This window comes from Luteimonas galliterrae (assembly GCF_023374055.1).
GTDB lineage: Bacteria > Pseudomonadota > Gammaproteobacteria > Xanthomonadales > Xanthomonadaceae > Luteimonas_C > Luteimonas_C galliterrae.
Genome location: NZ_JAMBEP010000001.1, coordinates 337,292 through 362,936, shown reverse-complemented (window position 1 = coordinate 362,936; position 25,645 = coordinate 337,292). Strand labels below are relative to the sequence as shown.

The 25,645-nt window shown below is 65.6% G+C and carries 20 protein-coding genes and 1 tRNA gene; 5 read left to right on the top strand and 16 right to left on the bottom strand.

Annotation, left to right across the window (positions count from 1 at the left end):
• Nucleotides 1-208 precede the first annotated feature (208 nt).
• A complete protein-coding gene (locus M2650_RS01660) occupies nt 209-532 on the top strand; it encodes a hypothetical protein (protein WP_249470377.1) in 324 nt (107 codons plus the stop codon).
• Between the two features lie 61 nt (nt 533-593).
• Here M2650_RS01660 and M2650_RS01655 read toward each other — a convergent pair whose 3' ends face one another.
• A complete protein-coding gene (locus M2650_RS01655) occupies nt 594-2,660 on the bottom strand; it encodes a C1 family peptidase (protein ID WP_249470376.1) in 2,067 nt (688 codons plus the stop codon).
• 338 nt (nt 2,661-2,998) lie between these two features.
• Between M2650_RS01655 and M2650_RS01650 the strand changes: the two genes are divergently transcribed.
• The 4 genes from M2650_RS01650 (at nt 2,999) to M2650_RS01635 (ending at nt 8,403) form a co-directional block, all read left to right on the top strand.
• The gene (locus tag M2650_RS01650) at nt 2,999-4,567 is read left to right on the top strand and encodes a phospholipase D family protein (RefSeq protein ID WP_249470374.1); all 1,569 of its coding nucleotides are present in this window, start codon (nt 2,999-3,001) and stop codon (nt 4,565-4,567) included.
• 8 nt (nt 4,568-4,575) lie between these two features.
• Nucleotides 4,576-5,784: a hypothetical protein gene (locus M2650_RS01645; protein ID WP_249470372.1), complete on the top strand. Its 1,209-nt coding sequence runs from the start codon at nt 4,576-4,578 to the stop codon at nt 5,782-5,784.
• A gap of 193 nt (nt 5,785-5,977) precedes the next feature.
• A complete protein-coding gene (locus M2650_RS01640) occupies nt 5,978-7,078 on the top strand; it encodes a Glu/Leu/Phe/Val dehydrogenase dimerization domain-containing protein (protein ID WP_249470370.1) in 1,101 nt (366 codons plus the stop codon).
• Nucleotides 7,079-7,245: 167 nt separating this feature from the next.
• Nucleotides 7,246-8,403 carry an isovaleryl-CoA dehydrogenase gene (locus M2650_RS01635; protein ID WP_249470368.1) on the top strand — a complete coding sequence of 386 codons (1,158 nt, stop codon included), beginning with the start codon at nt 7,246-7,248 and terminating at the stop codon, nt 8,401-8,403.
• A 90-nt stretch (nt 8,404-8,493) separates the two neighbouring features.
• Here M2650_RS01635 and M2650_RS01630 read toward each other — a convergent pair whose 3' ends face one another.
• From M2650_RS01630 to M2650_RS01560, 15 genes are all read right to left on the bottom strand, one after another.
• On the bottom strand, nt 8,494-9,264 hold the full coding sequence (locus M2650_RS01630) for an ADYC domain-containing protein (protein ID WP_249470366.1): 771 nt from the start codon (nt 9,262-9,264) through the stop codon (nt 8,494-8,496).
• 1 nt (nt 9,265) lies between these two features.
• Nucleotides 9,266-9,592 (bottom strand): hypothetical protein, encoded by a 327-nt coding sequence (locus M2650_RS01625; protein ID WP_249470364.1) that lies wholly within the window; start codon nt 9,590-9,592, stop codon nt 9,266-9,268.
• Nucleotides 9,593-9,991: 399 nt separating this feature from the next.
• The gene (gene pnp / locus M2650_RS01620) at nt 9,992-12,100 is read right to left on the bottom strand and encodes a polyribonucleotide nucleotidyltransferase (protein ID WP_249470359.1); all 2,109 of its coding nucleotides are present in this window, start codon (nt 12,098-12,100) and stop codon (nt 9,992-9,994) included.
• Nucleotides 12,101-12,239: 139 nt separating this feature from the next.
• Entirely contained in the window at nt 12,240-12,500 is a 261-nt protein-coding gene (rpsO, locus tag M2650_RS01615) for a 30S ribosomal protein S15 (RefSeq protein WP_249470357.1), read from the bottom strand.
• Nucleotides 12,501-12,651: 151 nt separating this feature from the next.
• On the bottom strand, nt 12,652-13,620 hold the full coding sequence (gene truB / locus M2650_RS01610; protein ID WP_249470351.1) for a tRNA pseudouridine(55) synthase TruB: 969 nt from the start codon (nt 13,618-13,620) through the stop codon (nt 12,652-12,654).
• A 125-nt stretch (nt 13,621-13,745) separates the two neighbouring features.
• A complete protein-coding gene (gene rbfA, locus M2650_RS01605) occupies nt 13,746-14,123 on the bottom strand; it encodes a 30S ribosome-binding factor RbfA (protein WP_249470349.1) in 378 nt (125 codons plus the stop codon).
• Nucleotides 14,124-14,126: 3 nt separating this feature from the next.
• Complete coding sequence (gene infB / locus M2650_RS01600) at nt 14,127-16,736, bottom strand: translation initiation factor IF-2 (RefSeq protein ID WP_249470341.1); 2,610 nt, start codon at nt 16,734-16,736, stop codon at nt 14,127-14,129.
• A gap of 254 nt (nt 16,737-16,990) precedes the next feature.
• Nucleotides 16,991-18,496 carry a transcription termination factor NusA gene (gene nusA, locus M2650_RS01595; RefSeq protein ID WP_249470338.1) on the bottom strand — a complete coding sequence of 502 codons (1,506 nt, stop codon included), beginning with the start codon at nt 18,494-18,496 and terminating at the stop codon, nt 16,991-16,993.
• 48 nt (nt 18,497-18,544) lie between these two features.
• Nucleotides 18,545-19,141, bottom strand: a complete 597-nt coding sequence (rimP, locus tag M2650_RS01590) for a ribosome maturation factor RimP (protein ID WP_249470336.1) — start codon at nt 19,139-19,141, stop codon at nt 18,545-18,547.
• A 174-nt stretch (nt 19,142-19,315) separates the two neighbouring features.
• A tRNA-Met gene (locus M2650_RS01585) sits at nt 19,316-19,392 on the bottom strand.
• A 210-nt stretch (nt 19,393-19,602) separates the two neighbouring features.
• On the bottom strand, nt 19,603-21,045 hold the full coding sequence (gene nuoN / locus M2650_RS01580; protein WP_249470332.1) for an NADH-quinone oxidoreductase subunit NuoN: 1,443 nt from the start codon (nt 21,043-21,045) through the stop codon (nt 19,603-19,605).
• 2 nt (nt 21,046-21,047) lie between these two features.
• Complete coding sequence (locus M2650_RS01575) at nt 21,048-22,562, bottom strand: NADH-quinone oxidoreductase subunit M (protein WP_249470330.1); 1,515 nt, start codon at nt 22,560-22,562, stop codon at nt 21,048-21,050.
• Nucleotides 22,563-22,602: 40 nt separating this feature from the next.
• A complete protein-coding gene (gene nuoL, locus M2650_RS01570; RefSeq protein WP_249470327.1) occupies nt 22,603-24,684 on the bottom strand; it encodes an NADH-quinone oxidoreductase subunit L in 2,082 nt (693 codons plus the stop codon).
• Between the two features lie 4 nt (nt 24,685-24,688).
• Nucleotides 24,689-25,006, bottom strand: coding sequence for an NADH-quinone oxidoreductase subunit NuoK (gene nuoK, locus M2650_RS01565; protein ID WP_249470325.1), 318 nt, complete (start codon nt 25,004-25,006; stop codon nt 24,689-24,691).
• Nucleotides 25,003-25,641 carry an NADH-quinone oxidoreductase subunit J gene (locus tag M2650_RS01560; RefSeq protein WP_249470323.1) on the bottom strand — a complete coding sequence of 213 codons (639 nt, stop codon included), beginning with the start codon at nt 25,639-25,641 and terminating at the stop codon, nt 25,003-25,005. The genes nuoK and M2650_RS01560 overlap by 4 nt, the downstream gene beginning before the upstream one ends.
• Between the last annotated feature and the right edge of the window lie 4 nt (nt 25,642-25,645).

The window sequence follows — 25,645 nt, the reverse complement described above, 5'->3', positions numbered from 1 at the left end:
CTTGGCTCCGGGAGGGGCCAGCGGTGCGGCTCCAGCGAGGTTCGCGGCAATCTGGTGATGTCGCGCGCCCTCACCCAACCCTCTCCCGCAAGCGGGAGAGGGCTTAAGTGGACGCTGAATCGCGGACGGTGCCACGTCAACACGCCGGCCGGGCCCGCGTTGTGAGCGATGACGGTGGTGATCCGTCGCCCCACAACGGAGTCCTGTTATGAATTTGCGCCCCCTCCTCCTTGCCGCCGCGATCGCTGCGATTCCGTTAGCGGCGCTGCATAGCGCGCCGGCGCAGGCGCGCGGCTACGTCAGCATCAATGTCGGCATCGCGCCGCCGCCGCCGAGGTACGAGCGGGTGGTGGTGCGGCCCGGTTACGTCTGGGCGCCGGGTTATTGGCGCTGGAACGGGCGGCGCCATGTCTGGATCGGCGGCCATTACGTGCCGGCGCGGCGCGGTTATGCGTATGTGCCGGCGCGCTGGCGGCCGTATGGGCCGCACTGGCGCTTCCATGATGGGTATTGGGTGGTGCGTCGCCGCTGACGATGTCGTCCGCCTGTAGCGTGGAGCTCGCAGACGGCTTCCGCTTCCGTAAGCGCTTGCGTCAGAGGTCGAGGGCGTTGCAGAGCATGCGGCGGCGCTCTTCCAAGCCGGCCTCGGAGCGGTGGATGTCGAAGCTGACCGGCATGCCGCGCTTGCCCAGGATGCGGGCGATGGTGGCTTCCAGCGTGGCGCGGTCGTCGTCGAAGCCGCCGTGCGCGGTGGCGTTGGCGCTATCGGGCGACGGCGTGGGCGTGGGCGATTGCACCCAGCCCAGGCGGCCGTCGCGGATCAGTTTCTGCACGCGCTCGTAGCCGTAAGCCTGGTCGGCGGGCGTCTTGGCTTCGATGAAACGCGCCATGCCGGCCAACGGCGTACCCTGGCTCAACCGGCGGTCCACCCAGCTGCGCGCCTGCGCTTCGAACGCGTGCGCGACCAGGTACAGCAGCGACTTGTGATAGATGCCGGCGCAGTGATCGTCGTTCTCGGCTTTGTCGGTGAGGGTGAACAGGCAGGCGCGATCGACGGCTTTGGATTCGATCGCCGGCACGTAGCTCATCAGGAACATGTCCATCGTTACCGCCGGCGCCCACAGGTTGACGCTTTCCACCCTGCCGCCCAGACCGGACATGCCGTGCGCCGGCCCGCCGATGATCTGCCCTGGCCGCGTGAGCAGTTGCAGCAGCGGCGCCATCAGCACCGAACCGCCGCTGTGCGCTGCGATATGCAACTCCACGGACGGATCCTGCTGCTGCCATTCGTGCAATAGCCGCGCGACTTGCGCAGCGCCGCCGGCTTCCTGCACGCCGCCGGCGGTGCGGACCACGGCGGTCGTGGCGAGGATGGCGTTCTCCTTCATCTCGTCCCACAGCGCCTTGCCGCCGAGCGCGCGCGCCAGCGGTTCGAGCGTGTCGTCCAGGCGGTCCAGCAGCAGGTCCTTGGCCTTGTCGAGCAGGCCTTCGCTGCGCGGCTTTGCCACGTCGCGCAGCACGTTGCCCAGCGTGCTCCAGAAATCGGTCTTCCAGATGAAGCAAAGCGGATAGATCTCTTCCTTGAGCATCGCTTCGCGGTAGTCGGCGACGCGCTGGATCGCGGCCTGTTCCGGCACCAGCCCGCCGTGGGCGTACAGCAGCACGCGCTTCTTCTTCCAGTTGCGCATGGTTTCGCGCATGTCCTTGCGGACGATGTTGCGCACGTCGTCGACGGTGGTGCCGAAGCGGCCGCTGTCGCGCAACTGGCCGTTGTTGCCCAGGCTGATCACGTGCGGGCGCAGGTCTGCCTGCGCATAGCCGGTGGATTGCCGCGCCAGCGCGGAATTGCTGACCGCGGCGGCCTGCGCGCGGCGCAGGTGCACCGGCACCGCCAGCCGAGCGACCCAGACGTCGGTGCCGCGCTGCAGCCATTCGTCGTAGCTGACGTGGCCGAAACCGCCGCGGCCCCAATCGCGGCCCCAGGAGTTCTGGAACCAGAAACCGTCGCTGTCGTAGCCGACGATGGCGAACGCGTGGTAACCCACTTCCTCTTGCTCGCGCCAGGCCAGCATGCCGCTCTTGGGCGGTTCCAGCCAGCCCGCATGCGCGCCGCAGGACGCGTACAGCACGCCGACTTCGGCGAAGGCAGCGTGCATCGCCACCAGGTCCTTGTGGTTGACGCGCAGGTAGGCGCCGAGCGGATTGCGCAAGGCGTCGCGCGCGCGCGCTTCGGTGTACGGCTCCATCTGCAGGCCGGGCTTGTAGGGCCAGACGCGTTCGGAACACACGCCGTGGCGGTGCCAGCCTTTCATCGCGCCGCGGCAGCTCGAGCCGGAATAGCTCTCGCCGTGCCATTCGTCGTAGCGCCGCGCCATGTCGTAGAACATGCGGGTGCTGACCTGGATGCGGTTGGCGCCCGATGCGCGGGTGCGCAGCAGGGTATGCGCCACCGTGGCCAGGCCGAAGGCCGTACAGGCGCCCTCCTCGCCCTGGTCCAGGATCGGCACGTTCAGGCGCAGGTGGCGCGACAGGGGCACCGATTCGGGTACGTCGACCAGGGTGGGTTCGAACATGCGGTCGCGGAAATCGGCGGTGTCCGGGCGGGCGTCGAACAGGCGGGTGTCGGCGGCGGGGGCGCGGGGGGTTTTGCGGGTGGCCATCCTGGTTTCCTCTGTTGGGCGGATTTCTCAGCTCCGCTTTGTTTGGACCTTAACGCTTTAGTTTTTAAAGCCGTCATTCCCGCGAAGGCGGGAACCCAGTGACTTTGAATTGCTCCAGAAAGCTTCGAAGAAGCCTTGGGAGCCCGCGTGCCCTCACCCAACCCTCTCCCGCAAGCGGGAAAGGGCTAGAACGCAGCGACATCGGGCTTTCGCGTCGGAGCATCGTACGAAACCCCCGTCTCCCAAACCGCGACTGGCTTCGCGCTCCGCTTGTGGCCGCGCCCGGCGCGCCCGATACTCCACCGTATCGGCTGCATCACGGACTTGGGGAAGCCCGAATGACGCGCGTCAAACGCATCCTGGCCTGGGGCGCTTTCGCGCTGTCGCTGATGATCGTCAGCGGGATCTTCCTGGCCGACTACCTGACGCCGCCGGCCACCGGCACGCCCAGCACCGCGCTGCCGCTGCACCCGACGCAGACCGTGCTCGATCGCGAGCTGGTGCCGCTGCTGGCCCGCCACCCCGGCCAGACCGGCGCGCTGATGCTGCCGGACGGCCTGGACGCCTTCGCCGCGCGCGCCATGTCCGCCCGCCGCGCCGGCCGCAGCCTGGACCTGCAGTACTACATCTGGCACGACGACCTCACCGGCCGCCTGCTGGGCCGCGAAGCCTACCTGGCCGCGCAGCGCGGCGTGCGCGTGCGCATGCTGATCGACGACATGAACGCCGAGGGGCTGGACTCCAAGCTGCTCGCGCTGGACCAGCACGAGAACATCGAGATCCGCGTCTACAACCCGTTCCGCAACCGCAAGGGCTTGTGGCGGCTGCTGGAACTGGCGCAGCGCGTGTTCAGCGTCAACCACCGCATGCACAACAAGGCCTGGATCGCCGACGGCCGCGTCGCGGTGGTGGGCGGGCGCAATATCGGCGAGGAGTATTTCGACGCCGCGGTGGAGATGAATTTCCGCGACCTGGACCTGCTGCTGTTCGGCCCGGCGGTCGGCGAAGCCAGCGAGATCTTCGACCGGTACTGGAACAGCGCCGCCGCGGTGCCGCTGTCGGCGCTGACGCGCAAATATCCGCGCGAACTGAAATTCCTGATCGACGACGCGCGCCGCGAGGCCAAGGGCGAGCACGCGCAGCGCTACCTGCAGCGCGTCGACGCTTCCGAAAAAGTGCGCAACTACCTGTCGCAGACGCTGCAGCCTTTCTGGAGCGACCGCATCCACGTGGTCGCCGATCCGCCGTTGAAATGGAAGGACAGCGACCGCAAGGACTGGCTGGCCCAGCGCATCCACGACGAACTGGGCGATGCGCGGCGCAAAGCGCTGGTGATCTCGCCCTACTTCGTGCCCGGCCCCACGGTGACGGCAGATTTCCTGAGGCTTTCGCGCGACGGCGTGGAAGTGGGCGTGATCACCAACTCGCTGGCCGCCAACGACGTGTTCGCGGTGCACGGCGGCTACAGCAAGTATCGCGAAGACCTGTTGCGCGGCGGCGTGCGCCTGTACGAACTGCGCGCGCAGGCGCGCAGCGGGCAGGCCGGCAGCGGCGCGAGCATGTTCGGCAGCAGCGGCGCCAGCCTGCATACCAAGGCTTTCGTGGTCGACGACGAACGCGGCTTCGTCGGTTCGTTCAACCTCGATCCGCGTTCGATCGACCTCAACACCGAAATGGGCGTGATCTTCGAGGACGCCGGCCTGGCCGTCGCGCTGCGCAACGAATACCTGCGCCTGGCGTCGCCGGAACTCAGCTACTGGGTATTCCTCAACGGCGAAGGCGACCTGCGCTGGCTCGACCGCGCGCACAAGCCGCCTATGCTGCTGGATCGCGAGCCGGACACCAGCGCGGCCAAGCGCGCGTTGACGCGTGCGATCGGCTGGTTGCCGATCGAATCGCAGCTGTGAGCGCCGTAATGACCCCCGCCGCCACTACCGAACAGGAACTGGCCGGGTTGCGCAACGCCATCGATAGCGGCGATCCGGAAGCGATGTACCGGGTCGCCACTGCATTGGCCGCCAAAGGCGATGCCGAACAAGCCTTCGCGATGCACAAGCGCGCGGCGATCGAAGGCCATGCCCTGGCGCAGATCGCAGCGGCGCGGATGCTGCTGCAAGGCAACGGTTGCCTGGCCGATCCGCGCACGGCCGTGTACTGGCTGCGCCGCGCGGAAGCGGCGGGACAGGCCGAAGCCAGCTATTACCTGGCCTTCGTGTCGCTGGGCGGCGTGGCGATGCCGCGCGACGGCCGCATCAACGAACGCGTGCTGAGCGCCGTGCAGGGCGAGTACCCGCTGGCCTTGCGCGCGGCGGCGATCCACTTCGGCCGCAAGCGGCACGAGGTGGACCAGAGTTCGTGCGTGCGCCTGCTGGACCGCGCCGCCAGTTTCGGCGACGTGATCTCCGCGCAACTGCTGGCCGAACGATTGGCGCGCGGCGAAGGCTGCAGCCTGCAGCCCGAAGCGGCGCGGCGCATCGCGCGGCGGCTGGCGGAGCTGGGCGTGCCGACCCTGCCCGACATCGCAGTGACGCTTACCGACGCGCCGGCCGAGGGCCACGCCAAAGCGCCGCCGCCGGGTACCATCGCACTGGAAGACAATCTGCATGCCGTGCCGACGCAACTGTTGTCGTCGGAACCGCGCGTCATGCAAATCGACGGCTTGCTGTCCGCCGACGAATGCCGCCTGCTAATCGCCAGCGCGCCGCACCGCGCTAAGTCGCCGGTGTCGCTGGATATCGACATCGGCTACGAAGACCTGGCGCTGCGGCTGGTGGAATTGCGCATGGCGCGTTCGGCACGGATGGAACTGGCGCAGGCCGAGCCGTTGTTGCTGTCGCGCTTCGATGCCGGCCAGCCCTACCTGCCGCGCGAACCCAAACAGGACCGCAGCGGTGCAGCGACGCGAGCCGGCGAACGCATCCGCACCATCCATGTCTTCCTGAACGAGGTGCGCGGCGGCGGCGGGATCGTGTTCGACGCCAGCGGTCCGATCGCAGCCGCGGCGGGCCGCGCGGTGATCGTCGACGGCATCGAGCCCGAGCCCACGCCCGAACGCATCGTCCGCAGCGGACCCAAATGGCTGGCCACGCTGCGCTTCCGCCACCGCCGCTACCGGGACGCCTGAACCACCCGGACCCATCCGCCTGCGTATGCCTGTTTTCGCGGGCTTTTATGGCCGGAACTGCTTAGAATATCGCGCCTGCAGCGTCCTGGCTGCGCATTCCCACCGCCAGGAAATGCAGGCATTTCAATATCTTATTCCACTTACTTAACATCCCGCACGATGCGCAATCCGCCGTCGGCGCTTGGAGTTCATGATGATTTTCGAAACCCTCGATACTTTCGGCCACGAACAGGTCGTCTTCTGCCACAACAAGGACGCCGGCCTGAAGGCCATCATCGCGATCCACAACACGGTGCTGGGCCCCGCGCTGGGCGGCACGCGCATGTGGCCGTACAAGACCGAGGGCGATGCGCTCAACGACGTGCTGCGCCTGAGCCGCGGCATGACCTACAAGAACGCGGTCGCGGGCCTGAACATCGGCGGCGGCAAGGCGGTGATCATCGGCGATCCGGCCACCGACAAGTCCGAGGCGCTGTTCCGCGCGTTCGGCCAGTTCGTCGAATCGCTGGGCGGCCGCTACATCACCGCCGAAGACGTCGGCATCGACGTCAACGACATGGAATACGTGTACCGCGAAACCGAATACGTCACCGGCGTGCACCAGGTGCACGGCGGTTCGGGCGATCCGTCGCCCTTCACCGCCTACGGCACGCTGCAGGGCCTGATGGCCACGCTCAACAAGAAATACGGCGACGAGGAAGTCGGCAAGTACTCCTACGCCGTGCAGGGCCTGGGTCACGTAGGCATGGAATACGTGAAGCTGCTGAAGGAACGCGGCGCCAAGATCTTCGTCACCGACATCAACAAGGGCCTGGTCGACAAGGCCGTCAGCGAATACGGCGCCGAAGCCGTCGGCCTGGACGAGATCTACGACGTCAACGCCGACGTCTATTCCCCCTGCGCGCTGGGCGGCACGGTCAACGAGCAGACCCTGCCCCGCCTGAAGGCCAAGATCATCTGCGGCGCGGCCAACAACCAGCTGGCCAACAACGCGATCGGCGACGAAGTCGAAAAGCGCGGCATCCTGTACGCGCCGGACTACGCTGTGAACGCGGGCGGCGTGATGAACGTGGCGCTGGAGCTGGACGGCTACAACCGCGAGCGCGCCATGCGCATGATGCGCACCATCTACCACAACCTCGCGCGGATCTACGAGATCGCAGAGCGCGACGGCATCCGCACCTACCAGGCGGCCGACCGCTTGGCCGAAGAGCGGATCAGCACCATCGGCAAGCTGAAACTGCCGCTGGGCCGTTCCGCGCCGCGTTTCCAGGGACGCATCCGCGGGCATTAAGGTTTTGCTGTGCCTCCCCCTTTGGAAAAGGGGGATCGAGGGGGATTTGCTCTTGATGTTGTTTTTGCTTTAAAAGCTTTGAAGGCAAAAGCAAATCCCCCCTGCCCCCCTTTTTCAAAGGGGGAACTGCACAAGCTGGCGCTCCTACTTCTTCGATCTGGACTGACATGCGACCTTTCTCGTTAGGCGAAGAAATCGATGCCCTCCGCGATGCGGTCCGCCGCTTCGCCGATGCCGAGATCGCGCCGCGCGCGGCGCAGATCGACGAGGAGAATCTCTTCCCGCAGGACCTGTGGACCAAGCTGGGCGAGATGGGCCTGCTCGGCATGACCGTGCCGGGCGAATACGGCGGCAGCGACATGGGCTATCTGGCGCACTTGGTGGCGATGGAGGAGATCTCCCGCGCCTCGGGTTCGGTGGGGCTGTCCTACGTCGCGCATTCCAATCTGTGCGTGTCCAACCTCTACGCCAACGGCAACGAGGAACAGCGCAATAAGTACTTGCCCAAGCTGTGCAGCGGCGAATGGAAAGGCGCGCTGGCGATGAGCGAGCCCGGCGCAGGTTCGGACGTGGTCGGCTCGATGCAGTGCCGCGCGGAAAAACGCGGCGACGTTTGGGTCGCCAACGGCAGCAAGATGTGGATCACCAACGGCCCGGAAGCCGATATCGCGGTGGTCTACATGCGCACCGCCGGCAAGGACGCAGGCTCGCAGTGCATGACCGCGTTCATCGTCGAAAAAGGCATGAAAGGCTTCTCGACCGCGCAGAAGCTGGACAAGCTCGGCATGCGCGGCTCCAACACCTGCGAGCTGGTGTTCGAGAATTGCGAAATCCCCGCCGAGAACGTGCTGGGCGAAGTGAACCGCGGCGTCAAAGTGCTGATGAACGGCCTCAACACCGAGCGCCTGGTGATCAGCGGCGGCCCGCTGGGCCTGATGCAGGCGGCGATGGACGCCGCCCTGCCCTACGTGCGCGAGCGCAGGCAGTTCGACGCGCCGATCGGCACCTTCGGACTGATGCAGGGCAAGATCGCCGACATGTATACCGCACTGCAGTCGTCGCGCGCGTTCGCCTACCAGGTGGCGCGCGATTTCGACGCCGGCCGCAAATCCCGCATCGATGCCGCCAGCTGCCTGCTGCACGCCTCGGAAGCCTGCGTACAGGTCGCGCTGGAAGCGATCCAGGCGCTGGGCGGCAACGGCTACATCAACGAGTACCCCACCGGCCGTCTGCTGCGCGACGCCAAGCTGTATGCGATCGGTGCCGGCACCAACGAGATCCGGCGCATGCTGATCGGGCGCGAGTTGTTCGACGGGAAGTCCTGATTTCCCGCCTTTGTGGGAGGGGCTTCAGCCTCGACCGGCGCCGGTCGGGGCTGAAGTCCCTCCCACAAAATCAAGAGCTCGTCTCGGTCGTTAACGCGAAGCGTTGAACAACACGGCGCCGCGACGACGCGCTTCTTGTTCGTCGCAAATATCGCCCACCGCACTAGCCAAACGCGGACAACGCTTGACCAGTTCATCCAAGCCCAGGTTCTTAGCAATGCGCGTATGCCGGACGCATACGGCGCCGGCATGCGTCCAGCCGGCTTCGAATACGAACCCCGGCAGCCGGTCGGGTTGCCACACGCCGTGGCCGTCGAAGATTTCGACAGGCGTGCCGTCCGAAGTAGCAGTGGCGCCATCGCCGCAATAATCGGCGCGCACCATCCGTACGCAGGCTTCGTACAACGGCACCAGAGAGCGCCCGTCGCTGGAGGTTTTCCAGGGCTTGTAGCCGAAGCGCACGCACTTGGCTTGCGCGCCATCGGTGCAGGTTATGGCGATGAAATCGCTATTGACGTGGAAGCGTCCCGCATCGTCCCAGCGGCCGGGCAAGGGAAAACCCTCCTGCTTGCCGTTGCGGTCCACGGTGCAGGGGTTGTGCCAGCCGCTACGCGCGTCGCGCGTGCTGAAGCTATGAAGCAGGATGTCGGGGTCCGCGGGATCGGTCCGTACTGCATCGATGCGAAGCCAATGCCCTCCGCCCAACTCGATCTCCGCACTCATCAATTCCTGGCTCTTGAAGGTGCGGCCGTCCTGATGCAGGACGAAGCCGGTGCCTTCGACGGAAAGATCCGCCGCACTCGCCGGCATCGCGCCGGCGAGCGCCAACCATACGCACAAACAGGCCAGAACAGGCCGCATATCAGATTCCCGACGCCAGGCGCACAGTCATCCCCGACACCTGCAGCGCGGACCAGTTAGGCGCCGCAGCGGAGCTCTGGGATTGGATGAGCTGCACGATCGGACCCGGAGCCACCAGACCATTGATCTGGGTGCCGTTGAGACAACAGATGTCGGCAGCAGCCGGAACCGGCAGACCATTGATCTGGGTGTCGTTGAGGCGGAAGTCCGGGGCCGGAGCCGACAGGCCATTGATCTGGGTGCCGTTGAGCCAAGGATTCGCCGAGGCATGGCCGGCCGAAAGGACGGCGGGGATAGCCAACAATGCCGCAAGAAGCTGCTTGTTCATTTGAAAGTCCTCGAGGTAGGTGACGGAGGGAGGTGCGGGTCCACGCATCAAGGACTCTCCATATCCCAATCTTGCGAATCGTCCATCGATCCATGGCCACCCGCGCCCTACATGACGGAGGTCAGAAAAATAAGTGGCCATTAAATTGAGATTTTTCTCAAAAAAGATTCGAATAACAAAAAAATAACAACCGCACGCTTCCAGATTCCGGCCTGGTTTGCGACGACTGGCCTCTATGCCGGTTCGCGGCTTTTCGTAGGGCGGCTTTGCGGGAAAGAGCTCGCGGCTGAAGCCGCTCCTAAGAAGAGCCGAAGCAGCAGACTCCGCTCTACAAGGACAAGGCAAAGAAAAAGCGGGCCGTGGCCCGCTTTTTCGTGTTCGCTGCGATGGAGTCGTGGTTTACTCGGCGGTAACGCCCTCGCCTTCCTCGACAGCCTTCATCGACAGGCGGATGCGGCCCTGCTTGTCGACTTCCAGCACCTTGACCTTGACCACGTCGCCTTCCTTGAGCACGTCGCTGACTTTCTCGACGCGGTCGTTGGAGATCTGCGACACGTGCACCAGACCGTCCTTTCCGGGCGAGATGGTGACGAAGGCGCCGAAGTCCATCAGCTTGACGACCTTGCCCTCGTAGATGCGGCCCGGCTCGACGTCGGACGTGATCTGCTCGATGCGCGACTTGGCGGCCTGGCCGGCGGCGGCGTCGACCGACGCGATAGTGATGGTGCCGTCGTCCTGGATGTCGATCTGGGTGCCGGTTTCCTTGGTGATGGCCTGGATCACCGAACCGCCCTTGCCGATCACTTCGCGGATCTTGTCGGGGTGGATCTTGATGGTGATCAGACGCGGCGCGAAATCGCTCAGCTCAGGACGCGGCGCGGTCAGCGCGTGCGCCATTTCGCCGAGGATGTGCAGGCGGCCGGCCTTGGCCTGCGCCAGCGCGGTCTTCATGATCTCTTCGGTGATGCCCTGGATCTTGATGTCCATCTGCAGCGCCGAGATGCCCTTTTCGGTACCGGCGACCTTGAAGTCCATGTCGCCCAGGTGATCTTCGTCGCCGAGGATGTCGGACAGCACGACGAAGTCGTTGTCTTCCTTCACCAGGCCCATCGCGATGCCCGCGACCGGCGCCGAAATCGGCACGCCGGCATCCATCAGCGCCAGCGAGCTGCCGCAGACCGAAGCCATCGACGAGGAACCGTTCGACTCGGTGATTTCCGACACGACGCGGATGGTGTACGGGAAGGCTTCCATCGTCGGCATCACGGCGAGCACGCCGCGCTTGGCGAGGCGGCCGTGGCCGATCTCGCGGCGCTTCGGACCCATCATGCGGCCGGCTTCGCCGACCGAGTAAGGCGGGAAGTTGTAATGGAACAGGAAGTGTTCCTTGTACTCGCCCGAGACGGCGTCGATGATCTGGCCGTCGCGCGCGGTGCCCAGCGTCACGGCGACGATCGCCTGGGTCTCGCCGCGGGTGAACAGCGAAGAGCCGTGCACGCGCGGCAGGATGCCGACGCGGGAAGCGATCGGACGTACGGTGTCGAGCGCGCGGCCGTCGATGCGGACCTTCGTCTTGAGCACGGAGCCGCGCATGGTCTGGTATTCGAGCTCGCCGAATTCCTTCGACATCTCGCCCGCGTTCCAGCCATCGGCTTCGGCGCGGCCGGCCAGCGACTGCATCACGTCTTTCTTGATCGCGGCGATCGCGTCGCGGCGCTGCAGTTTGTCGCGCACCTGGAAGGCTTCGGCCAGCTGGTTGCCCACGGCTTCGGTCAGCGCGGAAATCATCGCGTCGTTCTTGGCCGGAGCGGCCCAGGCGAACGCCTTGACGCCGGCTTCGACGGTCAGTTCGTTGATCGCGTTGATCGCTTTCTGCATTTCGCGATGGCCGAACATCACTGCGCCCAGCATCACGTCTTCCGACAATTCCTTCGCTTCGGATTCGACCATCAGCACAGCGTTGGAGGTGCCGGCGACGACCAACTCGAGATCCGAATCCTTCAACTCGGTCACGGTCGGGTTCAGCAGGTACTCGCCGTTCTTGTAGCCGACCTTGGCGGCGCCGATCGGACCCTGGAACGGGGTGCCGGCCAGCGACAGCGCGGCCGAGGCGCCGATCAGGGCCAGGATGTCGCCGTCGACTTCCGGATTCATCGACATCACGGTGGCGATGATCTGCACTTCGTTGCGGAACTCTTCCGGGAACAACGGGCGGATCGGGCGATCGATCAGGCGCGAGATCAGCGTTTCCTTCTCGGTCTGGCGGCCTTCGCGCTTGAAGAAGCCGCCGGGGATGCGGCCGCCTGCGTAGAACTTTTCCTGGTAGTCGACGGTGAGCGGGAAGAAGTCCTGCCCTTCGCGCGCGCTCTTGGCGGCGACGGCGCTAACCAGCAGCACGGTGCCTTCGCACGACACCATCACGGCGCCGCCGGCCTGGCGTGCGATCTCGCCGGTTTCCAGGGTGACTTGCTGCTTGCCGTACTGGAAGGTCTTGGTAATTTTCGCCACTTTAGTTTCCTTGATGCTTATGAACCGGCGCGGGCCCTTGCCCTGGCCGGGTGGCCGCGCTGCGCGGCCCGTTCGTAAAGACAGAATTTCATTCGTAACAAAAAACCGCGGCGCATCGCTGCGCCGCGGTCGGATTCTTTTAGCGACGCAGGCCCAGCTTCTGGATCAGGGCTTTGTAACGCTCGGCGTCTTTCTTGTGCAGGTAGTCGAGCAGGCTGCGGCGGCGGTTGACCATTTTCAGCAGGCCACGACGGCTGTGGTGGTCCTGTTTGTGGGTCTTGAAGTGGCCGGTGAGCTGTTCGATGCGTGCGGTGAGCAGGGCGACCTGGACTTCCGGGGAGCCGGTATCGCCGGTGCCGCGCTTGTTGTCTTCAATGATCTTGCCGGTGTCGATGGACATGCTTTTGCCTCTGGGTAGATGCGAAAACCTGCAGGAACGCGCCACCGGGAAATGCCGGAGCGGCGCACCGCGTGGTTCGCCGTGAACTAGGGTGTGTGGGCCGAAAAACGGCCGCGAAATTGTAGCCGCCAGGCCCTTTCGAAACAAGGCGTTAGTGAGGGGTATCGCCTGCCGGACCGGGTTGGGCGGCCCAGGTGAACAGGCGTTGCGGGCGCAACCGGCCCTGCGGATCGATATGACCCAGGCCAAGGACGCGGCCTTCCTCGCCGTACAGCGCCACTTCGCCCGCAGGATGGAAATCGCCGGCGACGGTCTGGCCTTGCGCCAGGCGGCGGGCCTGGGCCGGATCCACTCGCACTTCGGGCCAGGAGGCCATCCCGGCCTCGACCGGCAACAGGCAGGCTTCCAAGCTGCGCTCGCTGCGAGCGGCCAGCGCCTGCAGGGCTTCGAGCGTCCACATCCGCGGTTCGCGGAAGGGGTCCACCCACAGCCGCCGCAGCTCGGCAACGTGGGCGCCGCAGCCGAGCGCCTCGCCCAGGTCGCGGACCAGGCTACGCACATAGGTGCCCGAGCCGCATTCCACATGCAGGCGCAGCAACGGCTCGCCGGCATCGAGCAGGTCGGCGGCCGATTGCAGTTCGAAGGCATGCACGTCGACTTCGCGCGTTTCGATCTCGACCGTCTCGCCGCGTCGTGCCTTGGCGTATAGCGGCTCGCCGCCGCGCTTGAGCGCCGAGTAGATCGGCGGACGTTGCTGGATGCGTCCGGTGAGGTCGCGCAACGCCGCATCGAGGGTAGCGATATCGAGCATCGGCACCGGGCGTTCGCGTAGCGGCTGGCCTTCGGCGTCGTCGGTATCGGTGACCACGCCCAGCCGCGCCACGGTGTCGTAGGCTTTGCGCGCACCGAGCAGGCCGCCGGCGATTTTGGTCGCCTCGCCGAAGCAGATCGGCAGCAGCCCGGTGGCGAGCGGATCCAGGCTGCCGGTATGCCCGCCCTTTTCCGCGCGGAACAGATGGCGCACGCGCTGCAACGCCTGGTTGGAACTCAGGCCGCGCGGCTTGTCGAGCAGCAGGATGCCGTCGAGCTTGCGGAATCGCGTGCGCGGCTTTTGGGTCATTGGGCGGGATTGTATAGGCCGGCTAGCCGCTTTTTTTGTGGGAGCGGCTTTAGCCGCGAGCTCTTGATCTTGTCCGCTACAGCGGGAAGAGCTCGCGGCTAAAGCCGCTCCCACAAAAGCGGGGCTCAGCCCTTATCGGATTCGTCGACGGCGGAAGGCGGCAGATCGCGCAACAGGTTGTCGATGCGCTCGCCGCGGTCCACCGAATCGTCGTACTGGAAATGCAGTTCGGGTACATGCCGCAGTTTCATGATGTTCGCCAGCTGGTAGCGGATCTCCTTGGCGCGCTCCTTCAACCCTTTCACCGCTTCCGCGGCGCGGTCGGCCTGCAGCGCCACGACGAACACCTTGGCATGCGCCATGTCGCGGGTGACTTCCACGTCGGACACGCTCGCCGACGGCAACCCGTGCTCGTCGATGGTCTTGCGCACCAATGCGCCCAGCTCGCGGCGGAGCTGGGCGGAGACGCGGTCGGTGCGGTGGAAGGACTTCTTCTGCGCCATGGCTTACAGCGTGCGCTGCACTTCAATGCGCTCGAAGCACTCGATCTGGTCGCCGGGCTGCACGTCGTTGTATTGCTTCACGCCGATGCCGCACTCGGTGCCGTTGCGCACTTCGTCGACGTTCTCCTTGAAGCGGCGCAGCGATTCCAGCTCGCCCTCGAAGATCACGGTGTTGTCGCGCAACACGCGGATCGGCTTGTGGCGCTTGACCACGCCCTCGATCACCATGCAGCCGGCCACCGCGCCGAACTTGGAGCTGCGGAACACGTCGCGGACTTCCGCGGTGCCGATGATCTCTTCGCGGATCTCGACGCCGAGGATGCCGGACGCGACCTGCTTCACCTGGTCGATCACGTCGTAGATGATCGAGAAGTAGCGCAGGTCGACGCCGTTGGATTCGATCACCCGGCGCGCCGAAGCGTCGGCGCGGACGTTGAAGCCGATGATCGTGGCCTTCGACGTCACCGCCGAATTGGCGTCGGATTCGGTGATGCCGCCCACGCCCGAACCGATCACGTTGATGCGGATCGCATCGGTCGACAGCGCGGTCAGCGCTTCGCGCAGGGCCTGCACCGAGCCCTGCACGTCGGCCTTGATGATCAACGGCAGGCTGAGCTGGCCTTGGGCCTCGCCCATCTGCGCCATGATGTCTTCCATGCGGTTGCCCGGCACGGCGACCAGGCGCGATTCGCGGCGCTTGGCGTCGCGTTGCTGCGCCACGTCCTTGGCCAGGCGCTCGTCCGCGACGACGACGAAATCGTCGCCGGCATCGGGCACGCCCGACAGGCCGAGCACCTGCACCGGGATCGACGGCCCTGCGCTCTGCACCTGCTTGCCGTTCTCGTCGAACAGCGCGCGCACGCGGCCGTACTGGATGCCGCAGACGAGGTAGTCGCCCTTCTCGAGCTTGCCCTGCTGCACCAGCACCGTCGCGACCGGGCCGCGGCCCTTGTCGAGCGAGGATTCGATCACCACGCCCGAAGCGCGGCCGTCCGGCGCAGCGCCGAGTTCCAGCACTTCGGCCTGCAGCGTGATCGCGTCGAGCAGCGCATCCACGCCCTGCCCGGTCTTGGCCGACAGCTCCACCATCTGGGTGTCGCCGCCGAAATCCTCGGCGACCACTTCCTCGGCGAGCAGTTCGTTCTTGACCCGCAGCGGATCGGCGTCGGATTTGTCGATCTTGTTGATCGCCACGATCAGCGGCACGCCGGCGGCCTTGGCATGCTGCACGGCTTCCTTGGTCTGCGGCATCACGCCGTCGTCGGCGGCGACCACCAGCACCACGATGTCGGTGAGCTTGGCGCCGCGCGCGCGCATCGAGGTGAACGCGGCGTGGCCGGGCGTGTCGAGGAAGCTGATCACGCCCTTGGGCGTTTCGACGTGATACGCGCCGATATGCTGGGTGATGCCGCCCGCTTCGCCCGAAGCGACTTTGGTGCGGCGGATGTAATCCAGCAGCGAGGTCTTGCCGTGGTCGACGTGGCCCATGATGGTGACCACCGGCGGACGCGGCTGGCGGTTGCCCTGGGTTTCTTCGACGTGAGCGAGCAATTCGGTCTCGGCATCGCCTTCGTCGGCGCGCACAGCGGTGTGGCCGAGTTCTTCGACGACCAGCACTGCGGTGTCGTGGTCGATGGTCTGGGTGATGGTGGCCATCACGCCCATCTTGAACAGCGTCTTGACCACGTCGCCGCCCTTCAGCGCGAGCTTCTGCGCCAGGTCGGCCACTGTGATCGCATCGCCGATGGCGACTTCGCGCACGATCGGAGCGGTCGGCCGCGAGAAGCCGTGCTGGGCGCTGCCGCCGCTGCGGGCCTGCTCGACCTGGCGCTTGGCCTTGGGCTTGCCGCGCGCGCTGGTGCGGCGCGCGCGCTCGCTGGCGCTCAGATGCAGCTGACCGGCGAACCGCGCGGCGTTGTCGTCGTCCTCGACGCCGGCGACCATGACGTGCGAGCCGCGCGTCTTGTGCTTGTGCGCGTTGCGGTCGTCGTTGCGCGGCGCCACGTCGTTGCGCGACGCGGACTTGCCGTGGTGGCTGGAAGGCTTGGCGGCGCGGCCGACTTCCTCTTCGGTGGCGCCCTCGGCGACCGCTGCAGCCGCGGCGGCGGCCGCAGCGGCTTCGGCGGCGGCGAGCTTGGCGGCCTCTTCTTCCTGGGCGCGCTTGGCGGCCAGTTCGTCGGCGCGGCGCTTGTCGTCCTCGGCCAGTTTCTGCTGTTCGCTCAGGTTGCGGCGGCGCGATTCCTCGAGTTTGCGCAGGGCTTCGTCGCGCTCGTCGTTCTGCGGCACTTCCACTTCGCCGGCCTTGACGTAGGTGCGCTTCTGCCGCACTTCGACGTTGACCGTGGTCTTGCTGCGGCCGGCGGCGACGGTGATTTCCTGCACCTTGCGGCGGTTCAGGGTGATCTTCTTCGGCGCGGCCGCCGCTTCGGCCGGCTTTTCGGCCTTGCCGTGGGCGCGCTTGAGGAAGCCGAGCAGCTTGACTTTCTCCATGCTGGTCACGACCTGATCGGGACCGCTGAAGCTCATGCCGGCCTCGGCCAGCTGCTCCAGCAGTTTCTCGACCGGCGTGTTCACCAGTTCGGCCAGCTTGCGTATCGTGGTTTGCTGCGACATTCGGTTTCCGTGTCCTAGGCGCGGGCCGGGGCCAGCGCGTGATGGAACGATTCTAAATCTTTATGGGCAAGGGCTTTTTTTAGACACGGATAAAGTCCGAAAAAAGCGGATTAAGCCACTGATTTTTCGCTTTTATCCGCTTTTATCCGAGCTGATCCGTGTCCGAGCCTTTCAACCTTGTAGGCCGGGGCTACGCCCCCGACGCACGAAACAACGATAGTTAGCGAGCGTCGGGCACGTAGGCCCGACCTACCTCATCCTTCCCGCTCCAGCCGGGCGATCATGTCGGCGCGGGCCGCCATGATCAGCGCTGCGGCGCGCTCGGCGTCCATGTCCTCGATATCGGTGATCTCGTCGACCGCCAGGTCGGCCAGGTCGTCGCGGGTGCGCACGCCGCGCGAGGCCAGGACGTAGGCGGTGGCCTCGTCCATGCCCTCGAGCGTCAGCAGGTCCTCGGCCGGCTGCTGCTCGTCGAGCTGTTCCTCGACCGCCAGCGCCTCGTTGAGCAGCGCATCGCGGGCGCGGGCGCGGAGTTCCTCGACGATGTCCTCGTCGAAGCCTTCCACCGCCAGCAACTCGCCGACCGGCACGTAGGCGATTTCTTCCACCGTGCTGAAGCCTTCGGCGACCAGGATGCCGGCGATCTCGTCGTCCACTTCCAGCTTGTCCACGAACAGCTGGCGCGCGGCGGCCTGCTCGGCCTCCGACTTCGCCGCGACCTGGTCCTGGGTCATCACGTTGAGCTGCCAACCGGTCAGGCGGCTGGCCAGGCGCACGTTCTGGCCGCCCTTGCCGATCGCCTGCGCCAAGCGGTCTTCGGCGACCGCCAGATCCATCGAATGCTTCTCTTCATCGACGATGATCGACTGCACTTCGGCCGGCGCCATCGCGTTGATCACGAACTGCGCGGCGTTGTCGCTCCACAGGATGATGTCCACGCGCTCGCCGTTGAGTTCGTTGGACACCGCCTGCACGCGCGAACCGCGCATGCCGATGCAGGCGCCGATGGGATCGGTGCGCGCGTCGTGGGCCAGCACCGCGATCTTGGCGCGATCGCCCGGGTCGCGGGCGCAGGCCTTGATTTCGACCAGGTCCTGGCCGACTTCGGGCACTTCCAGTTTGAACAGCTCCATCATGAATTCGGGCGCGGCGCGGCTGATGAACAGCTGCGGGCCGCGCGGCTCGCTGCGCACGTCGTATAGATAGCCGCGCACGCGGTCGCCGGCGCGCAGCACGTCGCGCGGGATGCCCTTGTCCTTGGGGATGAAGGCCTCGGCATTGCCGCCGAGATCGACATAGATGTTGCCGCGCTCGGCGCGCTTGACGGTGCCGGTGACCAGCTCGCCGACGCGGTCCTTCCACGCATCCACCACCTGCGCGCGCTCGGCTTCGCGCACGCGCTGCACGATGACCTGCTTGGCGGCCTGGGCGGCGATGCGGCCGAAATCCGGGTTCTCGATCTGCTCTTCGATGAAATCGCCCACTTCGGCGCCGTCGCTCTCTTCGATCGCGTCCATCAGGCGGATCTGGCGGTCCGGGGACTCCATGACCACGTCGTCGGCCACCACTTCCCAGCGGCGGAACGTTTCGTAGCTGCCGTCCTTCGGATCGATCGCCACGCGCACCGACACGTCCTGTTCGGGATAGCGCTTCTTGGCGGCCGAAGCCAAAGCGGCCTCGATCGCTTCGAGGATCACTTCCTGCGGCACGCCCTTTTCGTTGGCGACCGCGTCGACGACAAGCAACAGTTCCTTACTCATTTTTCGCTCCGCAATCGACGGCCGGGGCCGTCGGTTCGATGGTTGATCTCAGTTCTTGGCTCGCGGCGTTTTCCTGCCGCTGCCATTGGTTTTCCTGGCCTTGCCCGGCCGCGCATCCCTTCCGGACGCGTCCTTGGCGGGACCGAAGCCCAGCGCGACCCAATCGGGGACCAGTCGCGCTTTTTCTATGTTGTCGAACGCCACCGCGAATTCGCCGACGCCATCGATGGCGAAGACGATGCTGTCGCCCTCCACGCGCAGGATCGTGCCCTGCAGCTTGCGGCGGCCTTCCTGCGGCAGCTTCAGGCCGACTTTGGCCTTCTCGCCGGCGAAGCGCCCGAATTGCGCAGCGGTGAACAGCGGCCGGTCGACGCCGGGCGAAGACACTTCCAGCGTGTACTGGCCGCTGATCGGATCTTCGACGTCGAGCTGCGCCGACACTTCGCGGCTGACCGCTTCGCAATCCTCGATGGTCACCGCGCGCGGCGCGCCGTCGGCCGAGGTGTCGGATTCCGGCACGTCGATGTACAGGCGCAGCGTGGCGCTGCCCGGCGCCGGCAGGTATTCGGCGCCCAGCAGCTCCAGGCCCAGCGATGCGATCGTCGGGCTCAGCAGTTTCGCGATGTCGGTCGCTTTGTCGCTCATTCGTGTCGCGTGAATCCGTTTGCGGATCGTAAAAACAAACAAGGGGCCCATTGGGCCCCTTGTCCGATACCACTGGATTTCGGTGCCGGAACGCATCGCGTGCGTTTCGGCAAAGCCCGACTTTCCGGCCAACAAAAAAGCCTCTGAAGAGGCTTTCCGCCGGCTACGAAAAGCTGGTAGCGGGGGCAGGATTTGAACCTGCGACCTTCGGGTTATGAGCCCGACGAGCTGCCAGACTGCTCCACCCCGCAGCAGACCCGGAATTATGGTGATCGGATGGACTTATTGCAAGCCCGGGGCTGAATTCGGCCCCTGCCGAGGCTTTGCCCTTCCTTCTCCCTTCGGGAGAAGGTGGCGCGACAGCGCCGGATGAGGGTCCGGCGCGAGCGCGGCGCTACACCTCACACCGAACCCTCATCCGCCCTTCGGGCACCTTCTCCCGATGGGAGAAGGAAAACACCTCAGGCGAACGCCTGCTGGCACCAGGCCATGATCGGGTTCCAGAACAGCCCCAACGCCAGCAAGGCCAGCGCGTTGACGCCGAAGACCACGCCCAACGGACGGTCCGCGCGCGGGATCGGGCCCTCGCCCACCGGCTCGTCGAAATACATCGCCTTGATCACGCGCAGGTAGTAGAACGCGCCGATCACCGCGGTCACGATGCCGACGATCGCCAGCCACATCAGGTCGCCGTTCAAGGCCGCGCGCAGCACGGCGAGCTTGGCCCAGAAGCCAAGGAACGGCGGCACGCCGGCCAACGACGCCATTACGCACAGCACCAGGCCGGCCAGCCACGGGCTGCGTGCGTTCAGGCCCTTGAAGTCGTCGATCTTGTCCGCTTCGAAACCGGCGCGCGACAGCACCACGATCGCGCCGAAGGCCGCGGCCGACATGATCGCGTAGCTGATCGCATAGAACATCGCCGCCGCATAGCCCTGCGCGCCGCCGCCAGCCAGACCCAGGAACAGGAAGCCCACGTGCGACACGGTGGAGTACGCCAGCATGCGCTTGAGATTGGTCTGCGCCAGCGCAACCAGGTTGCCTACGATCAGCGACAGCGCCGCCAAACCTGCGATCAGCAATTGCCAGCGGCCGTCGAGCGGACCGAAGCCGGATTCGAGCAGCCGGTACGCCATGCCGAAGATAGCGAGCTTGGGCGCCGCGCCGATGAAGATCGTGATCGGCGTGGGCGCGCCGTGGTAGACGTCCGGCAGCCACATGTGGAACGGCGCGGCGCCGAACTTGAAGGCGATGCCGGCGACCACGAACACCAGGCCGGTGAGCATCAAGTCGGGGTTGGCCGATACGTCGGCGACCGCGCGTATCTGCGCCAGGTCCAGCGTGCCGGTAGCGCCGTAGATCAGCGACAGGCCGTACAGCAGGATGCCCGACGCGAGCGAACCGAGCACGAAGTACTTGATCGCCGCTTCGGACGCGACCGGGCTGTCGCGGTCGACCGCGACCAGCGCGTACGAGCTCAACGCCAGCATTTCCAGGCCCAGATAGACGGTCACCAGGCTGCCGGCGGATACCAGTAGCATCATGCCCGATACCGCGAACAGCATCAGCACCGGCACTTCGCCCTTGTACAAACCGCGCTCGCGCAAGTAGGACCATGCGTAGACCAGGGACATCGCGCTGATCGCGCAGATGGCGATCTTCATCACGTCCGCGGCGGCGTCGCGCACGAACATGCCGTTGAGCACGACGCCCTGTCCGCCCACGCCTGCCACGATCAGGCCGGCGGTGATCAGCAGGATGACGATCGCGGCGAGATGCGTGATCACGCGCTTGGACTCGTCCACGAACAGGTCGAGCATCAGCAGCGCGAACGTGGCGCCGACCAGCACCAGCTCCGGCGTCAGCGGCAACAGTTCGGTGGCGGGCGGAATCGGAAGCATCATCGTCACAGTCCGGTGAGTTTGGTGGCCGCCAGCTGCGCCGCCAGTTGCGCGATCGAAGGCTCCATCAGATCGGTCAGCGGCTTGGGCCACAAGCCGATCAGCAGCACGCCGACGGCGTAGGTGCCCAGCACCAGCGCTTCGCGCGGATTGAGGTCTTCCAGTTCGGCCACGTGCGCGTTGCCGATTTCGCCGTAGACCACGCGCTTGATCAGCCACAGCGTGTAGGCCGCGCCGGTGATCAGCGTGGTGGCCGCAGCGAACGCGATCAGCGGATGCTTCTGGAAGCTGGCTAGGATCACCATGAACTCGCCGACGAAGCCGCTGGTACCCGGCAGGCCCGAGTTGGCCATGCCGAACAGCACGAACAGCGCCGCGAACCAGGGCATCACGTTGGCCACGCCGCCGTAGTCCTTGATCATGCGGCTGTGCATGCGGTCGTAGAGCACGCCGACGCAGGAGAACATCGCTGCGGAAATGAAACCGTGCGAGATCATCTGCACCATCGCGCCCTGCAGGCCCAGGCGGGCGGCGTCGACGTTGGCGTAGTCGCGCACCAGGCCGAAGGCGATGAAAGTGCCCAGGGTGACGAAGCCCATGTGCGAGATCGACGAATACGCGATCAGCTTCTTCATGTCGTCCTGCACCAACGCGACCAGGCCGACGTAGATCACCGCGATCAGCGATAGCGCGATCACCAGCCAGGCCCACTCCTGCCCCGCGTCGGGCACGATCGGCAGGCTGAAACGCAGGAAGCCGTATCCGCCGATCTTCAGCATGATCGCGGCCAGGATCACCGAGCCGCCGGTCGGTGCCTCGACGTGCGCATCCGGCAACCAGGTGTGCACCGGGAACATCGGCACTTTCACCGCGAACGCGATCAGGAAGGCGAAGAACAGCCAGGTCTGCTCGGCGGCGGACAACTGCAGCTGATACAGGTCGGCCAGCTGCCAACTGCCGCCCTTCAGGTACATGTAAATCAACCCGACCAGCATGAACACCGAGCCGAGGAAGGTATAGAGGAAGAACTTCACCGACGCGTACACGCGCCGCGGGCCGCCCCAGACGCCGATGATGATGAACATCGGGATCAGCATGCCTTCGAAGAACACGTAGAACAGGATCGAATCCAGCGCGCTGAACACGCCGATCATCAGGCCTTCGAGGAACAGGAACGCGGCGTAGTACTGGCTGACGCGCTTGTCGATCGATCCCCAGGCGCCGATCAGCACCAGCGCAGTGACCAGCGTCGTCAGCCCGATCAGCGCGACGGAAATGCCGTCGGCACCGAGGTGGTACTGGATGTCGTAGGCCGGAATCCAGGCCTTCTGCTCCAGGAACTGCATGCCGGCATCGGCGTAATCGAAGCCGGTGAACAGCGGCACGCTCAGCGCCAGGCTCGCCAGCGCGACGGCCAGCGCCAGCCAGCGCGCTGCGCTCGGACGGCCGTTGCCGAGCGCGAGCACGGCGGCGCCGCCGAGGATCGGCAGCCAGATCAGAACACTCAGCAAGGGGAACATGCTTGGCAAGGGCTCGGGGCTCACGTCGCGGGTCCTTGGGTCATAACCAGAATTTGATGATCACGCCCAGGCACACGATCAGGCCGAGGATCATCGCGAAAGCGTAGTGGTAGAGGTAGCCGGACTGGGTGCGCCGCAGCAGGTTGGCGCTGAAATCGACCAGCCGCGCGCTGCCGTTGACGAAGGCGCCGTCGATCACCTTCTCGTCGTTCTTGCGCGACAACCTGCCGAGCTTGAGGCCGCCGCCGGCGAAACCGCCGATCCAGAGATCGTCGGCCCAGTATTTCTTTTCGAGCACGCGTTTCGCGAAGGCGATCGGCCAGATCCGGGTCAGCTTGCCGGGCAGTTCCGGCTTCCACCAATACAGCACGGTCGCCAGCGCGAAACCGGCCAGCACCAACAAGAACGGCGCCGCGCGGAACCCATGCCACGCCATGGCGGCCGGGCCATGCCAGTGCTCTTCCTTGACCTTCGCCACCGTGTCGTGGATCGCGGACACATCGATCGAGCCGAGGAAATACGGCAGCTGCGCGTGATGGCCGGTCCAATCGGTGGCGAACAGCATCGGCCCGACCGTGAAGTAGCCGATGATCACCGACGGGATCGCCAGCAGGATCAGCGGCAGCGTCACCACCCACGGCGATTCGTGCGGCTCGACCGGGCCGTGGTGGCCGTGATCGTCGTGCGCATTGTGGCCATGGCCGTGATCGGCATGCGCGTCGCGGAAGCGCTCCTTGCCGAAGAAGGTCATGTACAGCAGACGGAAGCTGTAGAACGACGTCACGAAGGCGCCCAGCAATACGGCCCAGTAGCCATAACTAGCGATCCAGCCCGGCGCTTCGTGCGCGTGCGCGGCGGCGGCTTCGATGATCGTGTCCTTCGAATAGAAGCCGGCGAAGAACGGCGTGCCGACCAGGGCCAGCGTGCCGATCACGCTGGTCCAGAAGGTGATCGGCATGTATTTGCGCAGGCCGCCCATCTTGCGCATGTCCTGCTCGTGATGCATGCCGATGATCACCGAGCCGGCGGCCAGGAACAGCAGCGCCTTGAAGAAGGCGTGCGTCATCAGGTGATACACGGCTGCGGAATACGCCGACACGCCCAGCGCCACGGTCATGTAGCCCAGCTGCGACAGCGTGGAGTAAGCCACCACGCGCTTGATGTCGTTCTGCACCATGCCGATCAGGCCGGTGAAGAAGGCCGTGGTCGCGCCGATGAACAGCACGAAGCTTAGCGCGGTTTCCGACATCTCGAACATCGGCGACATGCGCGCGACCATGAAGATGCCGGCGGTGACCATCGTCGCGGCGTGGATCAGCGCCGAGATCGGGGTCGGGCCTTCCATCGAATCGGGCAGCCAGACGTGCAGAGGCACCTGCGCCGACTTGCCCATCGCGCCGATGAACAGGCAGATGCAGATCACCGTGGCCACGGACCACGGGTGGCCTTCCATCAGCGTCATCTCGGCGCCGGCCATCAGCGGCGCGTTGGCGAATACGGTGGCGTAGTCCAGCGTGCCGAAGTAATACAGCACCGCTGCGACGCCCAGCAGGAATCCGAAATCGCCGACGCGGTTGACCAGGAACGCTTTCAGGTTGGCGAAGATCGCGGTCGGGCGCTTGAACCAGAAGCCGATCAGCAGATACGACACCAGGCCCACCGCTTCCCAGCCGAAGAACAGCTGCAGGAAGTTGTTGCTCATCACCAGCATCAGCATGCTGAAGGTGAACAGGCTGATGTAGCTGAAGAAGCGCTGGTAGCCGTCGTCGTCGGCCATGTAGCCGATGGTGTAGACGTGCACCAGCAGCGAGACGAAGGTGACCACCACCATCATCATCGCGGTCAGCTTGTCGATCATGAAACCGACGTGCGCGTCGAAGCTGCCGATCTGGAACCAGGTGTAGACGTTCTCGTTGAACGGCGCCGCGCCCTGCCCGACCAGTTGCCACAGCACCCAGCACGACAGCGCGCAGCTGATCGCCACGCCGAGGATGGTGACGCTGTGCGCCCCCGCCCTGCCGACGCGGCGGCCGAACAGGCCGGCCACGATCGCGCCGATCAACGGCGCCAGCACGATCGCCAGCAGGACGGTCTTGGAAATTGCGTAGTCGGCGCCCGGCATCGCGTCAGCCCTTCAACGTGTCGATTTCGGCGACATCGATCGTGCGCCGGTTGCGGAACAGCGTGACCAGGATCGCCAGGCCGATCGCGGCCTCGGCCGCGGCCACGGTCAGGATGAAGAACACGAACACCTGGCCGGCCGCGTCGCCCATCTCGCGCGAGAACGCGACGAAATTGATATTGACCGCCAGCAGCATCAGCTCGATGCACATCAGCAGCACGATCACGTTCTTGCGGTTGAGGAAGATGCCAGCCACGCTGATGCAGAACAGCACCGCGCCGAGCGCGAGGTAATGGCCCAGGCCGATGGTCAATGCGGTCATGGCTGCTTCTCCTCTGCGGCCGCATCGGGTTCGACGATCGGGCGCTCGGCCTGCATGCTGATCATGCGCAGGCGGTCGGAGGCCTTGACCCGCGACTGCGCCGACGGATTCTGGTGCTTCACGCCGACGCGGCGGCGCAGCGTCAGCATCACCGCGGCGATCACCGCCACCGTCAGGATCACGGCTGCGGTTTCGAACGGCAGCAGGAACTCGGTGAACAGCGCGCGCGCCAGCCAGGTGGTGTTGGGGATCTCGCCGGCCGCTTCCACGACGGGTTTGAACGGCACCGAACGCGCCTTGACGCCGATCAGCACGAACATTTCGACCAGCATCGTTACCGCCACCACCAGTCCGATCGGCAGATAGCGCACGAACCCTTCGCGCAGCGGCGCGGTGTCGACGTCCAGCATCATCACCACGAACAGGAACAGCACCATCACCGCGCCGACATAGACCAGGATCAAGGTCACGCCGAGGAACTCGGCGCCGGCCAGTATCCAGGTGCAGGCCACGGTGAAGAAGGTCAGCACCAGGAACAGCGCGGCATGCACCGGGTTCTTGACGCTGATCACGGCCACGGCCGACATCACGGTGGCGGCGGCGAAGACGTAGAAGGCGAGCGAGGCAAAGTCCATTCGT

Bases quoted from the DNA above. Each gene is read 5' to 3' on its own strand.
- M2650_RS01650 (WP_249470374.1), top strand. From the start codon at position 2,999: ATGACGCGCGTCAAACGCATCCTGGCCTGGGGCGCTTTCGCGCTGTCG.
- M2650_RS01625 (WP_249470364.1), bottom strand. From the start codon at position 9,592: ATGAACAAGCAGCTTCTTGCGGCATTGTTGGCTATCCCCGCCGTCCTT.
- M2650_RS01575 (WP_249470330.1), bottom strand. From the start codon at position 22,562: ATGTTCCCCTTGCTGAGTGTTCTGATCTGGCTGCCGATCCTCGGCGGC.
- M2650_RS01560 (WP_249470323.1), bottom strand. From the start codon at position 25,641: ATGGACTTTGCCTCGCTCGCCTTCTACGTCTTCGCCGCCGCCACCGTG.
- rimP (WP_249470336.1), bottom strand. From the start codon at position 19,141: ATGAGCGACAAAGCGACCGACATCGCGAAACTGCTGAGCCCGACGATC.
- M2650_RS01635 (WP_249470368.1), top strand. From the start codon at position 7,246: ATGCGACCTTTCTCGTTAGGCGAAGAAATCGATGCCCTCCGCGATGCG.
- M2650_RS01655 (WP_249470376.1), bottom strand. From the start codon at position 2,660: ATGGCCACCCGCAAAACCCCCCGCGCCCCCGCCGCCGACACCCGCCTG.
- nuoN (WP_249470332.1), bottom strand. From the start codon at position 21,045: ATGATGCTTCCGATTCCGCCCGCCACCGAACTGTTGCCGCTGACGCCG.
- nusA (WP_249470338.1), bottom strand. From the start codon at position 18,496: ATGAGTAAGGAACTGTTGCTTGTCGTCGACGCGGTCGCCAACGAAAAG.
- M2650_RS01645 (WP_249470372.1), top strand. From the start codon at position 4,576: ATGACCCCCGCCGCCACTACCGAACAGGAACTGGCCGGGTTGCGCAAC.
- rbfA (WP_249470349.1), bottom strand. From the start codon at position 14,123: ATGGCGCAGAAGAAGTCCTTCCACCGCACCGACCGCGTCTCCGCCCAG.
- M2650_RS01630 (WP_249470366.1), bottom strand. From the start codon at position 9,264: ATGCGGCCTGTTCTGGCCTGTTTGTGCGTATGGTTGGCGCTCGCCGGC.
- M2650_RS01640 (WP_249470370.1), top strand. From the start codon at position 5,978: ATGATTTTCGAAACCCTCGATACTTTCGGCCACGAACAGGTCGTCTTC.
- infB (WP_249470341.1), bottom strand. From the start codon at position 16,736: ATGTCGCAGCAAACCACGATACGCAAGCTGGCCGAACTGGTGAACACG.
- M2650_RS01660 (WP_249470377.1), top strand. From the start codon at position 209: ATGAATTTGCGCCCCCTCCTCCTTGCCGCCGCGATCGCTGCGATTCCG.
- nuoK (WP_249470325.1), bottom strand. From the start codon at position 25,006: ATGACCGCATTGACCATCGGCCTGGGCCATTACCTCGCGCTCGGCGCG.
- truB (WP_249470351.1), bottom strand. From the start codon at position 13,620: ATGACCCAAAAGCCGCGCACGCGATTCCGCAAGCTCGACGGCATCCTG.
- rpsO (WP_249470357.1), bottom strand. From the start codon at position 12,500: ATGTCCATCGACACCGGCAAGATCATTGAAGACAACAAGCGCGGCACC.
- nuoL (WP_249470327.1), bottom strand. From the start codon at position 24,684: ATGCCGGGCGCCGACTACGCAATTTCCAAGACCGTCCTGCTGGCGATC.